Raw genomic sequence first — 15,237 nt, forward strand, 5'->3', positions numbered from 1 at the left:
CGCCGCCGGGCTGCTGATGTGCGCGGCCGCGTTCGCCGCGGCCGCCGTCCCTGGCGTCGCGGCGCTGCTCGCCGCCGCCGTCCTGGCCGGGGCGGGCGTCGGTCTGGTCACCCCGCTCGGGTTCGCGTCGCTCGCCGCGGCCACGCCGCCCGACCGGATGGGCCGGACCATGGGCGCCGCCGAGGTCGGCCGCGAGATCGGCGACGCCGGCGGCCCCCTCCTGGTCGGGGCCCTGGCCGCCGCCGGGTCCCTTGTCACGGGGTATCTCGCGCTCGCCGTTCTCCTCGCCGCCGCCGCCCTCCAGGTGGGCCGCGCCCACTCCCGGGAGCCCTGATCCCTCAGCGGGCGGCGTTCCGGTACTCCCCGGGCGTGATCCCGTACGACCGGACGAACCAGCGCGTGAGGTGGCTCTGGTCGGCGAACCCCGCCCGGACGGCGGCCTCGCTCAGAGGCGTGCCCTGACCGATCAGCGTCCGGGCGTGCCGCAGCCGCAGCTGCCGCTGGTAGTCGCTGGGCGCCATCCCGTACACCGACCGGAACGCGCGGTAGACCGCGAACCTGCTGCACCCGGCGGCGGCCGCCAGGTCGCCGGCCGTCACGTCCGCGAGGGGGGCCTCCCGCAGCCGGGCCCGCGCGCGTTCGGCCACCCGCCGTGTCTCCCGCTCACCCGCCTCCGCCGGCCTCGGCCCCCGTACGGCGGCCCTGCGGACGATGGACGCGACCGCGGCGGTCAGCGCCTCCTCCCGGCGCAGGGCGGTCGCGGGCCCGATGAGGGCGCGGTGCAGGCCGAGCAGGTCGCGCGCGAGCACCTGGTCCTCGACGACCGGGCGGGGGAACAGCGGCAATGCGCCGCGGCCCCCGGTCGCGTCGGCCAGGACGCCGGTCACCAGCTCGGGGCCGATGTGGACGATGCGGTAGGTGAACCCCAGCTCGTCGGCCGCGTGGCCGTCGTGCGGGTCGTCCGGGTTGAACGCGAGCACCATGCCCGTGGCGCTCGTGTGCGAGGCGCCCCGGCAGGTGAACGCCTGCGCGCCCTCCTCCGTCACGCCGAAGGAGTAGGTCTCGTGGCTGTGCCGGTGGTAGCGGTGCCGGGTGAAGTGGGCGCGCATGGCCTCGAGCGGCTGGTCGGCCGAGCGCCAGTAACGGGACCAGTCCTGTGCCACCTCCCCATTGTGGCCCGCACCGCGATGGTGGCGGCCGCACGAGCGTTCAAGACGCGTTCGCGCAGGCCCGGTCACCCTGGTCCCCATGCGCTTCGACACCAAGATCGGCATCGTGGTCCGCGACGACCTGGCCGTGTGGCAGCGGCTCAACGTCACCGCGTTCCTGGCCGGCGCTGTCGCCGGCGGCGTCCCCGGCCTGATCGGGTCGCCGTACGAGGACGCCGCCGGAACCGCGTACCTGCCGACGTTCCGGCAGCCCGTCCTCGTCTACGTGGCCGACGCCGGCGGCCTGTCCGCCCTGCGCTCCCGCGCCGTCTCACGGGGTCTCGACACCGCCGTCTACATCGAGGAGATGTTCACGACCGGCAACGACGACGACAACCGCGCCGTCGTACGGGCCGTCACGCCCGACGACATGTCCCTCGTCGGCCTCGCCGTCCACGGCCCCAGGAACGCCGTCGACAAGTCCCTCAAGGGCCTGCCGCTCCATCCCTGATTGTTACCGGTCGTCCTGCCGGGGCTACGCAAGATCCTCATAATCGGGAGGACCTGACCGTGTCGACCTGAGGATCCGCATGGCGCACCCGGCTTCGACCCCCGCCTTCGGCGACTTCCAGCAGAACCTCGCGTACGCCCGTCAGATGGTCGAGGGCGGCCGGCATCTGTCGAACCTGGGAGTCCGGTCCTTCGACACGGACGATCTGTACCGGGCGGCGTGGGTCCAGGCCGTGGCCGCCCTGGATCACTGGGTGCACGAGGAGATCTACCACCGGGCGGTCGTGCTCGCGCAGTCTCCGGACAGCGGGAAGCCGCCCAGGTTCCGCGACTTCGAGATCCCCATGGGGCTCATGGAGGACGTCACGTCGCGGAGGAAGACGCTCGACGCCGCCTTCCGCGCCCATCTGCGCACCAGCCTCGGATGGCGGTCGTTCCAGAACCCGGACAAGATCCGTGAGGCGTTCGCCCTCGTCAGCGACGTACCCCTGTGGAACGAGGTCGCCCGCGTGCTCAACGCCGAACGGGCGGACGGCCCGAGGACGACGCGGCAGGCGGTCGTCGAGGAGCTGGCGGCGATCGTGAGGCGCCGCAACAAGATCTCGCATGAGGCGGATCGCGACCCCGACCGCCCCGGCCGCCGGAGTGCGATCAGCGCCGAGGAGATCCGGCACGCCATCGAATACGTGGAGGCGGTGGCCGCCGCCATCCTGGTCGCGCTGGACGGGCCGCCGGAGACGCAGGTTCCGGAGAGCGAGTCCCAGCCGGACCCCCAGGAGCAGGACGCCGAGGCCGTCGCCCAGACTCCGGGCGAGCTCGATCACCAGATGGAGCGCTACCTCCAGCAGCTCCGCGCCACGAGCGGGGAGGACGCCGCCGCCGCGGTCGTCAGGCTCCTTGACTGGTGGCGGGCTCGGGGTGGAGAAATGCATTTCGGCCGTTCAGAAGGCTCGTGCGCGCCGATCGTCCGCAGGGACGGCCGGACGCTGAACATGGTGCGCTTCTACACGAAGACGGTCGAGATCCCCTTCGGCGCTCTGAAGAGCAGGCGGCCATTCGACAAGCCCGCCTTCAGGGAGGATCTCCGCCAGCGGCTCAACGAGGCTCCCGGGGTGGACATCGCTCCCGACAAGCTGGAGCTCTACCCGTCGTTTCCCATCACCCGCCTGGCGGATCAGGCGGTGTACGACGTCATCGTCACGACCATGATCTGGTTCGCCGACCGTGTGGCGGATCCCGCCTGATCGCGGGGATGCGCACGGCATGGGAGGCCGGCGTCCGATGGTTCGCGGTGAGTGGGCGTCAGAGGGGTGGGGCCTTGCGGGCGGAGCCGCGGTAGAGGCCGGGGTCGTAGCGCCGCTCGCTCTCGTCGAGCTTGTCGTGCGCGGCCCGGACCAGATCGACGCCGAGGAGGTCGGCGAGCCGGACGAGGTAGGCGGTCACGTCGCCGAGCTCCGCGCGGACCCGGGCCGTCGCCTCCTCGTCGAGCGCGGACGACTCGGCCGGCGTCAGCCACTGGAACTCGGCGACCAGCTCCCCGACCTCGCCCGCGAGGGCCATGGCCAGGTTCTTCGGCGTATGGAACCGCTCCCAGTCCCGGGCCTGGGCGAACTCCCGCATCCGGTCCGCCAGCCGCTCCAGCTCACCCACGTCCGCCGACCCTACCCTCTCGCCCCCCGCCCATCACGGCCTGATCGATCGACACGGCCGACGGCCGGGGGAGCCCGGGACCGGAGGTGGGCCGCTTACGGGAGAGCGGGGCGCGCGGCCGCCTGCATCCGGACCTGGCCGCGGCGCTGGCGGCGGACTCGCGGCTGGTGGCGAGACTGGCCCGGGTTCTTCTCGACGCGAACTTCGAGCCCTCGCTGCACGCGGACATCTGCCTGCTCACCGGGCTGGACGTCGACGGCGCCGAGGCCGGAGGCCGCCTTCGCACCACAAGCTCTTCGACAAGGGCGTGCTGGGCCTGACGCAGGACCGGACGATCACGGTCTCCGCGAGATTCGTGGGCAGGGCGGCGACCGCCCGCGAGATGGTGCTGGCCCTCAACGGGAGGTCCGTACGGGAGCCGCAGCGCGGGCTCGACGCGGTGCACTCCCGGCACATCGAGTGGCACGGCCGGCAGGTGTTCCGCGCCCCGGCGCGGGGGTGACGGTCAGGGGGTCTCGGGGGCGAGTTCGGCGCCGAGCTGGGCGTACAGCTCGAGCTGGTCGTAGAACACGCGGTGGGCGGCGATCAGGTGGCGGTCCATAGTCCGGGCGCTGCAACCGCGGATGCCCACGGATCGCCCGGTGGCCGCCAGGACCTCGCCGCCCGGCATGAGGAACGGCCCCTCGTGCGTGCCGGCGAGGGTCCATTCGATGACCACGAGGTCGTCGAGGACGAGTGTGCTCCACGGCGTCACGCGCACATCGGGGAAGCCGGTGAGGAACGCCCCCAGGAACGAGGCGATCTCGTCTCGGCCCTCGCCCATGCCGCTCGGCGACACGTACACTGCTCCCGGCGTGTAGCACAGGAGTGCCGCCTTCAGGTCGTGCGCGTTGAACGCGCCGATCATGGCGTCCGTCAGCTCGGGCAGGTCCGGCATGCGCGAGTCCCCCTCTCGCGATCGGAAGCCGGTGAGGGGCGTTCCCAGCCAGGGTATCGGGGCGGCCCGAACCTCAGGCCGCGGTGCCCGGGGCCGCCGGCGCCGGATGGCCGTCGAGAGAAAGGTGCCCATGAAGCCCGCAGACCCGTCCTCCCTGCCCGTCCGCCGCCTCGGCCTCGACGACGTGCCCCGCTGCCTCGACCTGGCGCAGGACCGGTCCTGGCCCAGGGAGGAGCGCAAGTGGCGGCTCCTGCTGGAGTACGGCGAGGGCTTCGGCATCGACGCCCCGGACGGCGACGGCCTGGCGGGGACGACCATCCTCACCCGGTACGGCGGGACGGCGGCCGCGGTCGGCATGATGCTGGTGGCCTCCCGGTACAGCAGGCGAGGGCTGGGACGCCGCCTCCTGAACCACGCGCTGGCCGAGGCCGGCGACGCGACCGTGTTCCTGTGCGCGACGGAGTACGGCCGGCCCCTCTACGAGAAGCTGGGCTTCGAGACGGTCGGCATGATCCATGCCTGCGTCGGGCGCTTCGACGCGGGCGACGGCGCGCACGGCGGGCCCGGCCGCGAGCGGAGCGCCACGCGGCTCGCCGAGCCCGGGCGCGACCTGGCCGCGCTGTGCGCCCTCGACGCCGAGGTCTTCGGGGCCGACCGGTCCGGCCTGCTGGCCCGCCTGTTCGACTTCGCCGAGCAGGTCCGGGTCGCCGGGCGGGACGGGGAGATCACCGGGTACGGGGCGTCCTGGCGGAGCGGCGACAGGGTGTTCGTCGGCCCGGTCGTCGCGGAGGACGACGAGACCGCCCGTGCCCTCGTCGCCGACCTGGCCCGGGACACGGACGTCCGGATCAGGATCGACCTCGGTGGGGGCCGTACCGAGTTGATCTCCTGGATCTCGGGACACGGCGTGCCGCAGTCGTCCACGACGGCGTTCATGGTCCACGGCGGGCGGGCGCTTCCCGGCGACCGGTCCCGCCTGGTCGCGTCGTTCATGTCGGCGCTCGGCTGAGCGGCGTCCGTCGGCAGGGCCGCCCCGGCAGGGTTTCGGTTCCACCGCTCCTCACCGGGAAACGCTAGGAGAAAACGACCGTTTCTCACGACAACGTGTGAGGTCGCCATGAGCGCACGACCACCGGTTCCGCCGTTCACCGAGGAGACCGCCCGGCAGAAGGTGCAGGCGGCCGAGGACGCCTGGAACACCCGCGACCCCGAACGCGTCGCCCTGGGCTACACGGAGGACTCCGAGTGGCGGAACCGCGACCGGTTCGTGACGGGGCGCCGGGAGATCGTGGAGTTCCTGACGGGGAAGTGGGAGCGCGAGCTCGACTACTCCCTGCGCAAGGACCTGTGGTCGTTCAGCGGCAACCGGATCGCCGTGCGGTTCCAGTACGAGAGCCGGGACGCGGACGGCCAGTGGTGGCGCAGCTACGGCAACGAGCTGTGGGAGTTCACCCCCGAGGGCCTGATGAGCAGGCGGGAGGCGAGCATCAACGACGTGCCGATCGATGAGGGCGAGCGGCGCATCTTCGGCCCCCGCCCGGAGTCCGAGAGGGACGCGGGCATCCCGCTCAGATAGGGCCGCCACGCCCGTGGGCCGCCGAGCTCATGAACCGCCGCGCCGGGGATGACGGAACACCGGCCGCCCGGTGGGAGACCGGTGTTCCGTCACCTTTCCGCTAGGGGTAGGAGACGAGGGTGGACTCGGTGTGCCCGGACCGCGCCGCGTCACCGGTGTTGTTGACGACGTGGCTGATCGTGCCGGTGCCGCCGAGCGAGACCGAGATCAGGCTGTGGAACCGCACGTTCGGGGTGTCCGGCACCTCGAAGGAGCGGGCCGCGACCACGCCCGGGTTGACGTTGAAGTAGCAGTAGCTGCCCATGCCCCAGGCCTCGTGCCGGGTGACCGGCGCCGCCACCTTGTAGGCCGCGTAGCCCTGGGTGGAGCCGTTCATCCAGGCGGACTGGTTGGGCGGGTCGTACGGCATCTCGTTCTGGAACATGTAGGTCCGCCCGTCCTCGCCGTTCCAGACGACCTGGTACTTCTGGTAGTGCTCGACGAACAGGCCGTACATCGTGACGCGGGCGCCGTTGACGATCAGTCCGGTGTCCGCCGGGTTGGTCGTCCAGCCGACCGTGCCCGGGTGGGAGTCGTCGGAGTGGTCGGCCCGCCACAGCCAGAGGTGGTCCCCGATCACGTCGGAGCTGTTGATCACCAGGCTCTGGGTGGCGCGCCCCGCGATCGGGCCGCCGATGCGGATGAACACGTCGTGCAGCGACGTCGGGTCGGCCGCGTGGCTTTGGCCCGACCCGGACGGGCCCACCTGCATGAGGACGGGTGAGGTGGTGGTCCCGGCCTCGATCAGCAGACCGGCGATCTTCACGCCGTCGACGTCGGCGACCGACAGGGCCATGACGCCGTTGTCCGCCTGCAGCGTGGCCAGGCCGAGGCCGAGCACCACGGTGTCGGGACGGGTCACCCTGATCGTGTCGGTCAGGTGGTAGACGCCGGGGGTGAACAGGAGGTTCTTCCCGGCGGCCAGCGCCGCGTTGACGTCGGCCGCGGTGGCGCCCGGCTTGGCGATGTAGAACTGGTCGATGGGGATCGACGTGCCGGCCGTCGAGCCGCCGGTCCAGCTCGCGCCCTGGGCGCCGGTCCGCAGCGCGGGCACGAACACCTGGTAGGCGCCCGACTGGTCGACGTACAGGAACGGCTTCTCCCGCGTCACCGGCGTGGTCGGCAGCGTCGTGTACGACGGGTTCGGGAAGCCGGTGGGGGGAGCGCCGGCCACTCCGGCGAAGACGAGGTTCCAGTTCTCCCCCGTCCAGCCGCCGATCTGGGAGTCGCGGGTCAGCCACTGCTGCTGCCCGCCCGAGTCGACCGTGCCGTCGATCTTGGAGTCGGAGATCCAGCCGCCGCTCGCCCAGCCGCCGTCGACGAGCGTGAGGCCGCCCCGCACGTGCATGCGCCGGTACGGCGCGGCCTGGGAGACCGCCCACCGGTCCTGGCCGCCCGTCGGGGTGACCGACAGGTTCTCCGCGCCACGCCAGAAGTTCTGGGTCGCGTTGCCCTGGAACCAGTCGGCCTCGGCGTGCACCCGGCCGTTGATCGTGACGTCGTCCGGGGACGCGCCGAGCCCCAGCACCTGCGTGTAGAAGCCGACGTTGACGTCGACGTCGTACGCGCCGGGCTTGAACATCAGGGCGTACCTGGCGCTGCCGAACTGGTTCCTCTCCTGCTGGGAGAACACGCTGTTCAGCCTGCTCTGGATGGTGGAGGCCGCCATCGACGGGTCGAAGACGAGCACGTTCGGCCCGAGATCAGGGGTGCCGGGCGGGTTGGAGGGGGTTCCCATGACGAATGACTGCGCCGCCGTTCCGTTGCATGTGTACTGCTGGAGCTGGACGGAGTCCGCCGTGGAGGCGCCGGGCACGTCCAGGCACTTGCCGCTGTGGCGGTTGACGAAGTGGTAGGCGCCGCCCGCTTCCTCGACGGGCTGCCACTGCTGGTTGTCGCCGCCGCCGTACGCCCAGAGCTGGACGGGCGCGGCGTCGGCCGTCGAGACGTTCGTGACGTCCCACACCTGGGCGGGGTTGCCGGCCGCGTTCAGCCGGTAGTAGCCGCCGCTGGTCGCCTGCACCTGCCACAGCTGGGCGCCGGTGCCGTTGCAGGTGTACTGCTGGACGGCGGTGCCGTTGGCCGTGGCGGCCGCGCGGGCGTCCACGCACCTGCCGCTGCCCTTGTTCACCACCGTGGTCGAGCCGGTGGGCAGGGCCGCCGCCGCCGTGACCGCGGCCGGGGGCGCCGCGGCCGAGGCGGGGGGTGCGGCCACCGTCGTGAGGGCGAGCCCCGCGAGCAGCGCCGGCGCGGCCGCGACCGGGCCGAGCCGACTCCTTCGCCGGGGTGGCGGGTGGATCCCGCCGGTCTCGTCGCGTCCCAGGGACACAGGACCTCCTCCTGCCGCCGCGCGCGGGGGCGCCCGCGACGGACCTCGTGATGTATGGCCGCCTCACGATGGGATACGCCCGTCAGGGCGGTGGTGGCGCCCCGCTCCGGGATCTCACGCCGGCTCCCGCACGGCTCACGCGAGCCCGTTGCGGCCGGCGACCTCACGGAACCACAGCGCGCTGTCCTTGGGCAGCCGCCGTTGGGTGGCGAAGTCCACGTGGACGATGCCGAACCTGCGGGCGTACCCCTCGGCCCACTCGAAGTTGTCGAGCAGCGACCACACGAGATATCCGCGCACGTCCGCGCCTCCCTCGATCGCCGCGTGCACGGCCCGCAGGTGCGAGTCCAGGTAGGCGGTGCGGTCGTCGTCGTGGACGTGGCCGGCGCCCTCGCCCGCGGTCACCACGTCGTCGAACGCCGCGCCGTTCTCCGTGACCATCAGCCCGGCGTCCGGGTAGTCGCGCGACAGGCGCAGCAGGTGACGCGAGAGCGCCTCGGGCACGATCGGCCAGTCCATCGCCGTCACCGGGACCTCGACGGCCGGGAACGCGATGCCCTCGCTGCCCGGGTAGGCCGGGTTGGCCGGCTCGCCGGGGCTCGACCGCACGACGCAGGGGCTGTAGTAGTTCACCCCGACCAGCTCGATGGGCTGGTGGATGGTCCGCAGGTCGTCGTCGTGGACGTGGCTCAGCCCGGCGTGCCGTTCGACGATCTCCAGCACGGTGGCGGGATAGGTCCCGAGCAGCACGGGGTCGAGGATCTGCCGGGTGAGCAGGCAGTCGACGCGGTCGGCCGCCTCCGCGTCCGCCTCGTCCGGCTCGGCGGCCGCGTCGGCGATCTGGGCGGGCGTCAGCACCGGCGCGGTGTTGACGACCAGCATGATCTCCGGCGCCCCGGCCTCGCGCAGCGCCTGCGCGGCCAGCCCGTGCGCGAGCAGGAAGTGGTGCGCGGCGACGAGGGAGGCGGCGGCGTCGCGCCGCCCGGGCGCGTGGACGCCCGAGCCGTAGCCCAGGAAGGCCTGCACCCACGGCTCGTTGAGCGTCGTCCAGTGCCGCACCCGGTCCCCGAGGCGGGCGTGGACGGCGGCCGCGTAGTCGGCGAACCGGTAGGCGGTGTCCCGCGCCGTCCAGCCGCCCCGGTCCTCGAGCGCCTGCGGGAGGTCCCAGTGGTACAGGGTCACGTACGGCGTGATGCCGGCGGCCGCGAGCTCGTCGACCAGCCGGTCGTAGAAGTCCATGCCCCGGGGGTTGACCGGCCCGCTCCCGTCCGGCCGGATCCGGGGCCAGGCGACGGAGAACCGGTACGCCGCCAGCCCCAGCTCGGACATGAGCCGCACGTCCTCGGCGTACCGGTGGTAGTGGTCGCAGGCCACGTCGCCCGTGTGGCCCTGCGCGACCGCTCCCGGCGTGCGGGAGAAGGTGTCCCAGACGGAGGGGCCGCGTCCGTCGTCGCGCGCGGCCCCCTCGATCTGGTACGACGCGGTCGCCGCGCCCCACACGAAGCCGTCGGGGAACACCGCCCGTCCCTCCGTCAGCAAGGAGGGCAGGGTCCCCCGAGTGGTGGTCATGGTCATCCCTTCACAGCTCCTTGCATGATTCCTCCGATGACCTGCTTGCCGAGCAGGGCGAACACGATGACCAGCGGCAGCGTGCCGAGCGTGGTCCCGGCGAGGCTGAGGGCGTAGTCGCTCACGTAGCCCGCGGCCAGCGTCGACAGGGCGACTTGGACGGTGGGGTTCTCGGGGGTCAGCACGACCAGCGGCCAGAAGTAGTCGTTCCAGGCCGACATGAACGTGAGCATCCCGAGCACGGCCGCCGCCGGGCGCGCGGCGGGCAGGGCGACGTGCCAGAACAGCCCCCACGTCGTGCAGCCGTCGACGCGGCCGGCCTCCAGCAGCTCGCCCGGCAGGGCGCGCGACAGGTACTGCGTCATGAAGAACACGCCGAACGCGTTCGTCAGGGCCGGCACGATCAGGGCGTACAGGGTGCCCGTCCACTCCAGCTTCACCATGATCAGGTAGAGCGGGATGATGCCGAGCTGCGTGGGGACCATCATCGTGGTGATCGTCAGCACCAGCAGGGCCCGGCTGCCGCGGAAGCGCAGCTTGGCGAACGCGAACCCGGCCAGCGTGGAGAAGAACATCACCGACGTGGCGATGAGCCCGGCCACCAGCACCGAGTTGAGCAGCGCGAGCGCGAAGGGGACGGTGTCGAAGACGCGGGAGATGTTGGCGACCAGGTTGCCGCCGGGCACGAGCGGGGGAGGCACGGACGCCAGGGCCGAGTTGTCGCGGGAGGCGACGACCACGCTGTAGTAGAGCGGCAGGGCGGAGAAGAACGCCACCGCCGTCAGGGTCAGGTAGGTCAGGGTGCGGCCGACGCCGCCGTACGGGCGGCCGGGGCGGGCGTGCGCGCCGCTCGTCACCTGGGCGGTCATGTGAGGCTCCCTCTGGTGCGGCGGGTGAGGGCGTAGTTGACGGCCACGACGAGGACGATGAAGACGAACATCATCCACGAGACGGCCGAGGCGTAGCCGAAGTCGAGCTTGGTGAAGTTCTCGTAGATGTACAGCGCGAGCGTCTGGTACTGGCGGTCCGGGCCGCCCGTCACGCTGTAGGTGCCGAACAGCAGCGGCTCGGCGAGGATCTGGACGGCGCCGATCGTCGAGGTGATCACGACGAACACGATCGTCGGCCGGATCATCGGGATCGTGATGCGGCGCAACTGCGTGAAGGAGGAGGCCCCGTCGATCGTCGCGGCCTCGTACAGGTCTCGCGGGACGGCCTGCATGGCGGCCAGGAAGATCAGCGTGTTGTAGCCGGTCCAGCGCCACATGATCATGGTGGAGATGGCCGCGTGGGAGGTCGCGGTGCCCGCGTTCCAGTCGATCGCGCCGATGCCGAACCACGACAGCACCCAGTTGATCAGGCCGTAGTCGCGGCCGAACAGCTGGCTGAAGATGACCACGACCGCCACCACGCTCGTGACGTTGGGCAGCAGCAGCGTGACCCGGAACAGCGTCTGGGACCGCAGCGGCCGGTTGAGGAGGTGGGCCAGCCAGATGGCGAGGGCGAGCTGCGGCACCGTCGAGAGGATCCCGATGGACACGGTGTTGAACGCCGCGTTCCAGAAGTAGGAGTCGCCCATGAGGGTCCGGTAGTTGTCGAGCCCGACGAACGTGTGCGCCTCCGACAGCAGGCTCCAGTCGTGGAGGCTCACCCACGCGGTGTACACCAGGGGGAACAGCCCGAACGCCGCGAACACCAGGAAGAACGGCGTCACGTAGGCGTACGGCGACACCGCCCGGTCCACCCGGTGCACCCACTGCCGGCGGGCCGTCCGCCTCATGCGGCCGGACCGCCCCTCCCCGTACGGCGGGGCCGGCTCCCTGCCGTGGGCCGGCGGCCCGGACCCGATCACCGCCACTTGGTCGGCGCCATCAGCGGCCACGACGACTCCTTCACGTCCTTCGCCTGCCAACGGGAGGCGGCCGGCCCGCTCGGGCCGGCCGCGTCCGGGATCACTTGATGCGCTGCAGGTCGTCCAGCGCCTGGGTCCAGGAGTCCTGGGGGTTCTGCTTGCCCTGCTCGATGCGCTGGAGGGCGTTGCCGAAGGTCGTCAGCACGTCGCCGGCCTTGGGGCCCACGTACTGCGGCTTCAGCGCCTTGGCGGCGTCGGTGAAGATCTTGCCGGTGGGCGCGTCGTTGAAGAACGGGTTCGTGAACGAGGTGATCGTCGGGTCGTCGTACAGCGCCGGGATCGACGGCAGCGCGCCGGCCTCGGTGAACAGCCGCAGCTGGGAGGCCTTGCTGGTAAGCAGGTCGATCAGCTCGGCCGCCTCCTTCGGGTGCTTGCCCTGCTTGGGGGCCATCAGGTGCGTGCCGCCCTGGTTGCCGCCGCCACCGCCGGGCACCGCGGCCACGTCCCATTTGCCGGACGTCGTGGGCGCGGCGTCCTTGATGCTGCCGGTCTTCCAGGACGGGCAGATCACCGTGGCGAACGAGCCCTTGGTCAGGCCGGTGTTCCACGGCGGGCTGAAGGCCGCCAGCTTGGCGGACAGCCCCGCCTGGATCATCTCGGCGTTCAGGTCGAAGGCCTTCTTGACGTCGGGGTTGGTCCCGGCGACCAGGTTGTTCTGCTGGTCGTAGAACCCGACGGGGGCCTGGTCGACCATGGCGCGGAAGTTCTCGCCCGGGCCGTCGAACCACTTGGCGCCGCCGGCGTTGGCGACGAACTTCTTGCCGGCCGCCATGTAGTCCTCCCAGGTCGGCCAGAGCTTGCCGACCTCGTCGCGGTCGGTGGGCAGGCCCGCCTTCTTGAACAGGTCGGTGCGGTAGCACATGGCCAGGCCGCCGACGTCGGTGCCGAGGCCCAGCAGCCTGCCGCCGTCGGGGGACAGTCCCTGCTTCCACTTCCAGTCCAGGTAGTCGCCCTGGCGCTTGCCGAGCCCGTACTGGTTCAGGTCGTAGAACTTGTCGGCCATCGGGGTGAACTGGGCGATGTAGCCCGCCTCCACCGCCACCACGTCGGCCGCGCCCGCCCCTGTGGCCAGCTGCGTGGTCAGGTTCCGGTGGTGGTCGTTGAACTGGGCCCGCCGCTCGACGATGTCGACGTTGGGGTGCGTCTTCTTGAACTCCTCGTACAAGGGGGCGAAGTGGAAGTCGCTGAACAGCGCGACGGTCAGCTTGACCTTGCCGGCGGGCTGACCGGACGCGCTCGTCCCGCCCGTTCCTCCGCCGCCACACGAGGTGGCGCCGACGAGAACGGCGGCGGCGAGCAACGGGGTCACGATCCTGGGGCTGAAGCTGCCCATGGACCCTCCTGGGGGGCGAATATTTGATCATGGAGGGAGCGCTCTCTGGAAAGAGTCGCCCGCCCGGAGCGGGGTGTCAACGGGGAGAGGGTCGTCAGCTTCGTAACGAAACGGCACGCCGGGCCGGGCGCTGCGAGGGAGCGCTTTCTCGGAATCGTCCGCGTTCATGCAGGTAAATAACGGTCGACTCGGCCCTGGCGGACTCTGGGGGAGCGCTCCCACCTCACCAGGGAACGGGTACGGCGGTTTTCCGGCAGGTTGATCCCGGTCTTGACAGAACCTGAGGAAGAAGCGCACTCTCGTCGTGCGGGAGCGCTCCCCGAGTCGTGAACGGGGTCGTGCCCGCTGTCGCCGTGCCGCGGGGGCCGCCCGCTCAGAGGTCGCCCGGCGCCGGCTCCTCCCGAGCCCCGGTCGCCGGCGGGGCCAGGGGAAGGCGAAGGACGAACCGCGCCCCGCCCTCCGCGCAGTCCTCGATGGACAGGGTTCCCTCGTGGGCGTGCGCCACCTCCCGCGCGATGGCCAGCCCGAGCCCCGTGCCCCCGTGGTTCCGGCTGCGCGCGGTGTCGAGCCGGGTGAACCGGTGGAAGACCCGCTCCCTGTCGGATTCGGGGATGCCGTCGCCGTCGTCGGTGACGGTCAGCAGCGCGCCGTCCCGGACGCGGCGGACCTCGACCCACACGTTGCGCCGCGCGTGGCGCAGGGCGTTGTCGAGCAGGTTGCCGAGGGCGCGCCGCAGGTGGACGGGCTCGGCCTCGACCTCCGTCCCCGGTTCGAGGCAGGCGTGGAGGAGACACCTGGGCAGCCGCCGGGCCAGTTCCCCCCGCACGAGTTCTGCGAGGTCCAGGCGGATCCGCCGGTGGGCGCCCTCGGAGCCGAGGCGGGCGAGCAGCAGCAGGTCGGCGGCGATGGACTCCAGGCGGTCCACGTCGCCGAGCGCGCGCTCCAGCACCGCCGGCAGGTCGGAGTCCTCGGGGTGGAGCTGAACCTCCTCCAGTTGGGCGCGGAGGCCGGCGATCGGCGTGCGCAGCTCATGGGAGGCGTCGGAGGCGAACTGCCGTTGCCGCTCGACCATCCTCTCCAGGCATCTGCGCGCCTGGTCGAGCCGGCTCAGGGTGCCGTTGACGGCGTCGGCGAGCCGGGCGATCTCGTCCCGGCCGGGCGGCACGGGCACCCGCCTGTCGAGGTCGCCGAGGTTGATCGAGGCGAGCTCGGCGCGGATGGCCTCGACCGGGCGCAGCACACGGCCGGTGACGCGCCACGTCGTCCAGGCGGTCAGCGAGACGAGCCCCACGACCTGGACGGCGAAGAAGGTGTCGAAGATCCCGGTGGAGACGAGGCCGGGGACGCGTCCCCCGGCGTACACGACGGGAGAGCCGCGGGCCGTGCCCGCGAGGACGACCGAGAGGCGGACGCAGCCGACGCGCGGGTCGCCGCAGGACTGGACGTCCAGCCGGGGCCGTTGCGGGGACGGCAGGACGGCGGTCAGCGGCGGAAGCGTCCGGGCGGCGGCCGAGGAGTCGAGAACGTGGTGATCTGAGGTCACGACCTGGACCAGGTCGATGCCGGCGATGCGCGGGACGACGGGGTAGGTCAGCCTTCTCCGCAGCACGTCCTGTGCCGTGATCGCGGCCTGTGCCCGGGCCTGCCGCCACTCCATGTCGGACAGCCGCTGCCGCGCGATGGTCGCCGCACCCAGTCCCGTGGGCGCCAGGAGGACCACCGCGAGCATGGTCACCAGAAGGGTGATCCGGCTCCGGAGCGACAGGGAGCCGATCCGGAGGTGGGCGAGGCGGGGCACGGCGGGCATGGGGCGCGACCGCTAACCGTGATCGGTGGGGGGGCGGCAGGCGGGGACGTGGAGGCGGGCGCACCGGGGGAGGACGGCGTTCCCCACGGGGGCGTTCCCGGCCGCGCGGCCTCGTACGAGGCGACGCCCGGCCACGGAGGGCAGGCCGTTCGCGGGAGGTAGCCCCCCGGTGAGGAGCTCGTCCGCGACGGCTGTGACGTCCACGCGGAGGAGCCCGTCCGCGACGAGCGCGGCCTTCGTGACGAGCGCGGCCTTCGCGACGAACGTGGCCTTCGCGGCGGGCCGGGCAGGCCCGGGGGTGGGGAGGGCATGAGCGGCGGGCCGGGCGGGTCCCGCGGCCGGCATCGGGTGGCCGTGCGCGGCGGGCCGGGCGGGTCCTGGGGTGGGGAGGGCATGAGCGGCGGGCATGACGTGCGGGGGCCGGGCG

General features: G+C 72.3%; 14 protein-coding genes and 2 pseudogenes. 6 read left to right on the top strand and 10 right to left on the bottom strand.

Annotation, left to right across the window (positions count from 1 at the left end; translation table 11 throughout):
* Positions 1-334, top strand: a 334-nt coding sequence (locus tag MPTA5024_RS42285) for an MFS transporter (protein ID WP_036326588.1), incomplete at its 5' end; no start/stop codon positions are given.
* A gap of 4 nt (positions 335-338) precedes the next feature.
* Here the strand turns inward: MPTA5024_RS42285 and MPTA5024_RS17660 are convergent.
* Positions 339-1,163: an AraC family transcriptional regulator gene (locus tag MPTA5024_RS17660; protein ID WP_036325164.1), complete on the bottom strand. Its 825-nt coding sequence runs from the start codon at positions 1,161-1,163 to the stop codon at positions 339-341.
* Positions 1,164-1,248: 85 nt separating this feature from the next.
* On the opposite strand from MPTA5024_RS17660, the gene MPTA5024_RS17665 reads away from it, so the two are divergent.
* Together MPTA5024_RS17665 and MPTA5024_RS17670 are read left to right on the top strand one after the other, a co-directional pair.
* The gene (locus MPTA5024_RS17665) at positions 1,249-1,659 is read left to right on the top strand and encodes a DUF2000 domain-containing protein (protein ID WP_036325165.1); all 411 of its coding nucleotides are present in this window, start codon (positions 1,249-1,251) and stop codon (positions 1,657-1,659) included.
* 79 nt (positions 1,660-1,738) lie between these two features.
* Positions 1,739-2,902: a hypothetical protein gene (locus tag MPTA5024_RS17670; protein WP_036325166.1), complete on the top strand. Its 1,164-nt coding sequence runs from the start codon at positions 1,739-1,741 to the stop codon at positions 2,900-2,902.
* Between the two features lie 58 nt (positions 2,903-2,960).
* On the opposite strand, the gene MPTA5024_RS17675 is transcribed toward MPTA5024_RS17670, so the two are convergent.
* Entirely contained in the window at positions 2,961-3,308 is a 348-nt protein-coding gene (locus MPTA5024_RS17675; protein WP_036325167.1) for a nucleotide pyrophosphohydrolase, read from the bottom strand.
* A gap of 47 nt (positions 3,309-3,355) precedes the next feature.
* On the opposite strand from MPTA5024_RS17675, the pseudogene MPTA5024_RS44660 reads away from it, so the two are divergent.
* Positions 3,356-3,810: pseudogene (locus tag MPTA5024_RS44660) on the top strand (phosphorothioated DNA-binding restriction endonuclease); the annotation flags it as partial.
* A 3-nt stretch (positions 3,811-3,813) separates the two neighbouring features.
* On the opposite strand, the gene MPTA5024_RS17690 reads toward MPTA5024_RS44660, so the two are convergent.
* A complete protein-coding gene (locus tag MPTA5024_RS17690; RefSeq protein WP_036325168.1) occupies positions 3,814-4,245 on the bottom strand; it encodes an ester cyclase in 432 nt (143 codons plus the stop codon).
* Between the two features lie 130 nt (positions 4,246-4,375).
* Here MPTA5024_RS17690 and MPTA5024_RS17695 point away from each other — a divergent pair, with 130 nt between their 5' ends.
* Both MPTA5024_RS17695 and MPTA5024_RS17700 read left to right on the top strand, forming a co-directional pair.
* Positions 4,376-5,254, top strand: a complete 879-nt coding sequence (locus tag MPTA5024_RS17695) for a GNAT family N-acetyltransferase (RefSeq protein ID WP_036325169.1) — start codon at positions 4,376-4,378, stop codon at positions 5,252-5,254.
* 108 nt (positions 5,255-5,362) lie between these two features.
* Entirely contained in the window at positions 5,363-5,821 is a 459-nt protein-coding gene (locus MPTA5024_RS17700) for a nuclear transport factor 2 family protein (protein WP_036325170.1), read from the top strand.
* 100 nt (positions 5,822-5,921) lie between these two features.
* Here the strand turns inward: MPTA5024_RS17700 and MPTA5024_RS17705 are convergent, their stop codons facing one another.
* From MPTA5024_RS17705 to MPTA5024_RS43570, 7 genes and pseudogenes are all read right to left on the bottom strand, one after another.
* Positions 5,922-8,189 (bottom strand): RICIN domain-containing protein, encoded by a 2,268-nt coding sequence (locus tag MPTA5024_RS17705; protein WP_198167207.1) that lies wholly within the window; start codon positions 8,187-8,189, stop codon positions 5,922-5,924.
* A 135-nt stretch (positions 8,190-8,324) separates the two neighbouring features.
* Entirely contained in the window at positions 8,325-9,764 is a 1,440-nt protein-coding gene (locus tag MPTA5024_RS17710) for a GH1 family beta-glucosidase (protein ID WP_051458290.1), read from the bottom strand.
* Positions 9,761-10,627 (bottom strand): carbohydrate ABC transporter permease, encoded by an 867-nt coding sequence (locus MPTA5024_RS17715; protein WP_036325171.1) that lies wholly within the window; start codon positions 10,625-10,627, stop codon positions 9,761-9,763. The genes MPTA5024_RS17710 and MPTA5024_RS17715 overlap by 4 nt, the downstream gene beginning before the upstream one ends.
* Positions 10,624-11,640: a carbohydrate ABC transporter permease gene (locus MPTA5024_RS17720; protein WP_232326514.1), complete on the bottom strand. Its 1,017-nt coding sequence runs from the start codon at positions 11,638-11,640 to the stop codon at positions 10,624-10,626. Before MPTA5024_RS17720 ends, MPTA5024_RS17715 begins: the two co-directional genes overlap by 4 nt.
* A 70-nt stretch (positions 11,641-11,710) precedes the next feature.
* Positions 11,711-13,003 carry an ABC transporter substrate-binding protein gene (locus MPTA5024_RS17725; protein ID WP_051458291.1) on the bottom strand — a complete coding sequence of 431 codons (1,293 nt, stop codon included), beginning with the start codon at positions 13,001-13,003 and terminating at the stop codon, positions 11,711-11,713.
* Positions 13,004-13,376: 373 nt separating this feature from the next.
* Positions 13,377-14,810: a sensor histidine kinase gene (locus MPTA5024_RS17730; RefSeq protein ID WP_036325172.1), complete on the bottom strand. Its 1,434-nt coding sequence runs from the start codon at positions 14,808-14,810 to the stop codon at positions 13,377-13,379.
* Between the two features lie 12 nt (positions 14,811-14,822).
* Positions 14,823-15,237 (bottom strand): annotated as a pseudogene (locus MPTA5024_RS43570) (hypothetical protein); the annotation flags it as partial.

Source organism: Microbispora sp. ATCC PTA-5024, assembly GCF_000511135.2.
GTDB classification, from domain to species: Bacteria; Actinomycetota; Actinomycetes; order Streptosporangiales; family Streptosporangiaceae; genus Microbispora; species Microbispora corallina.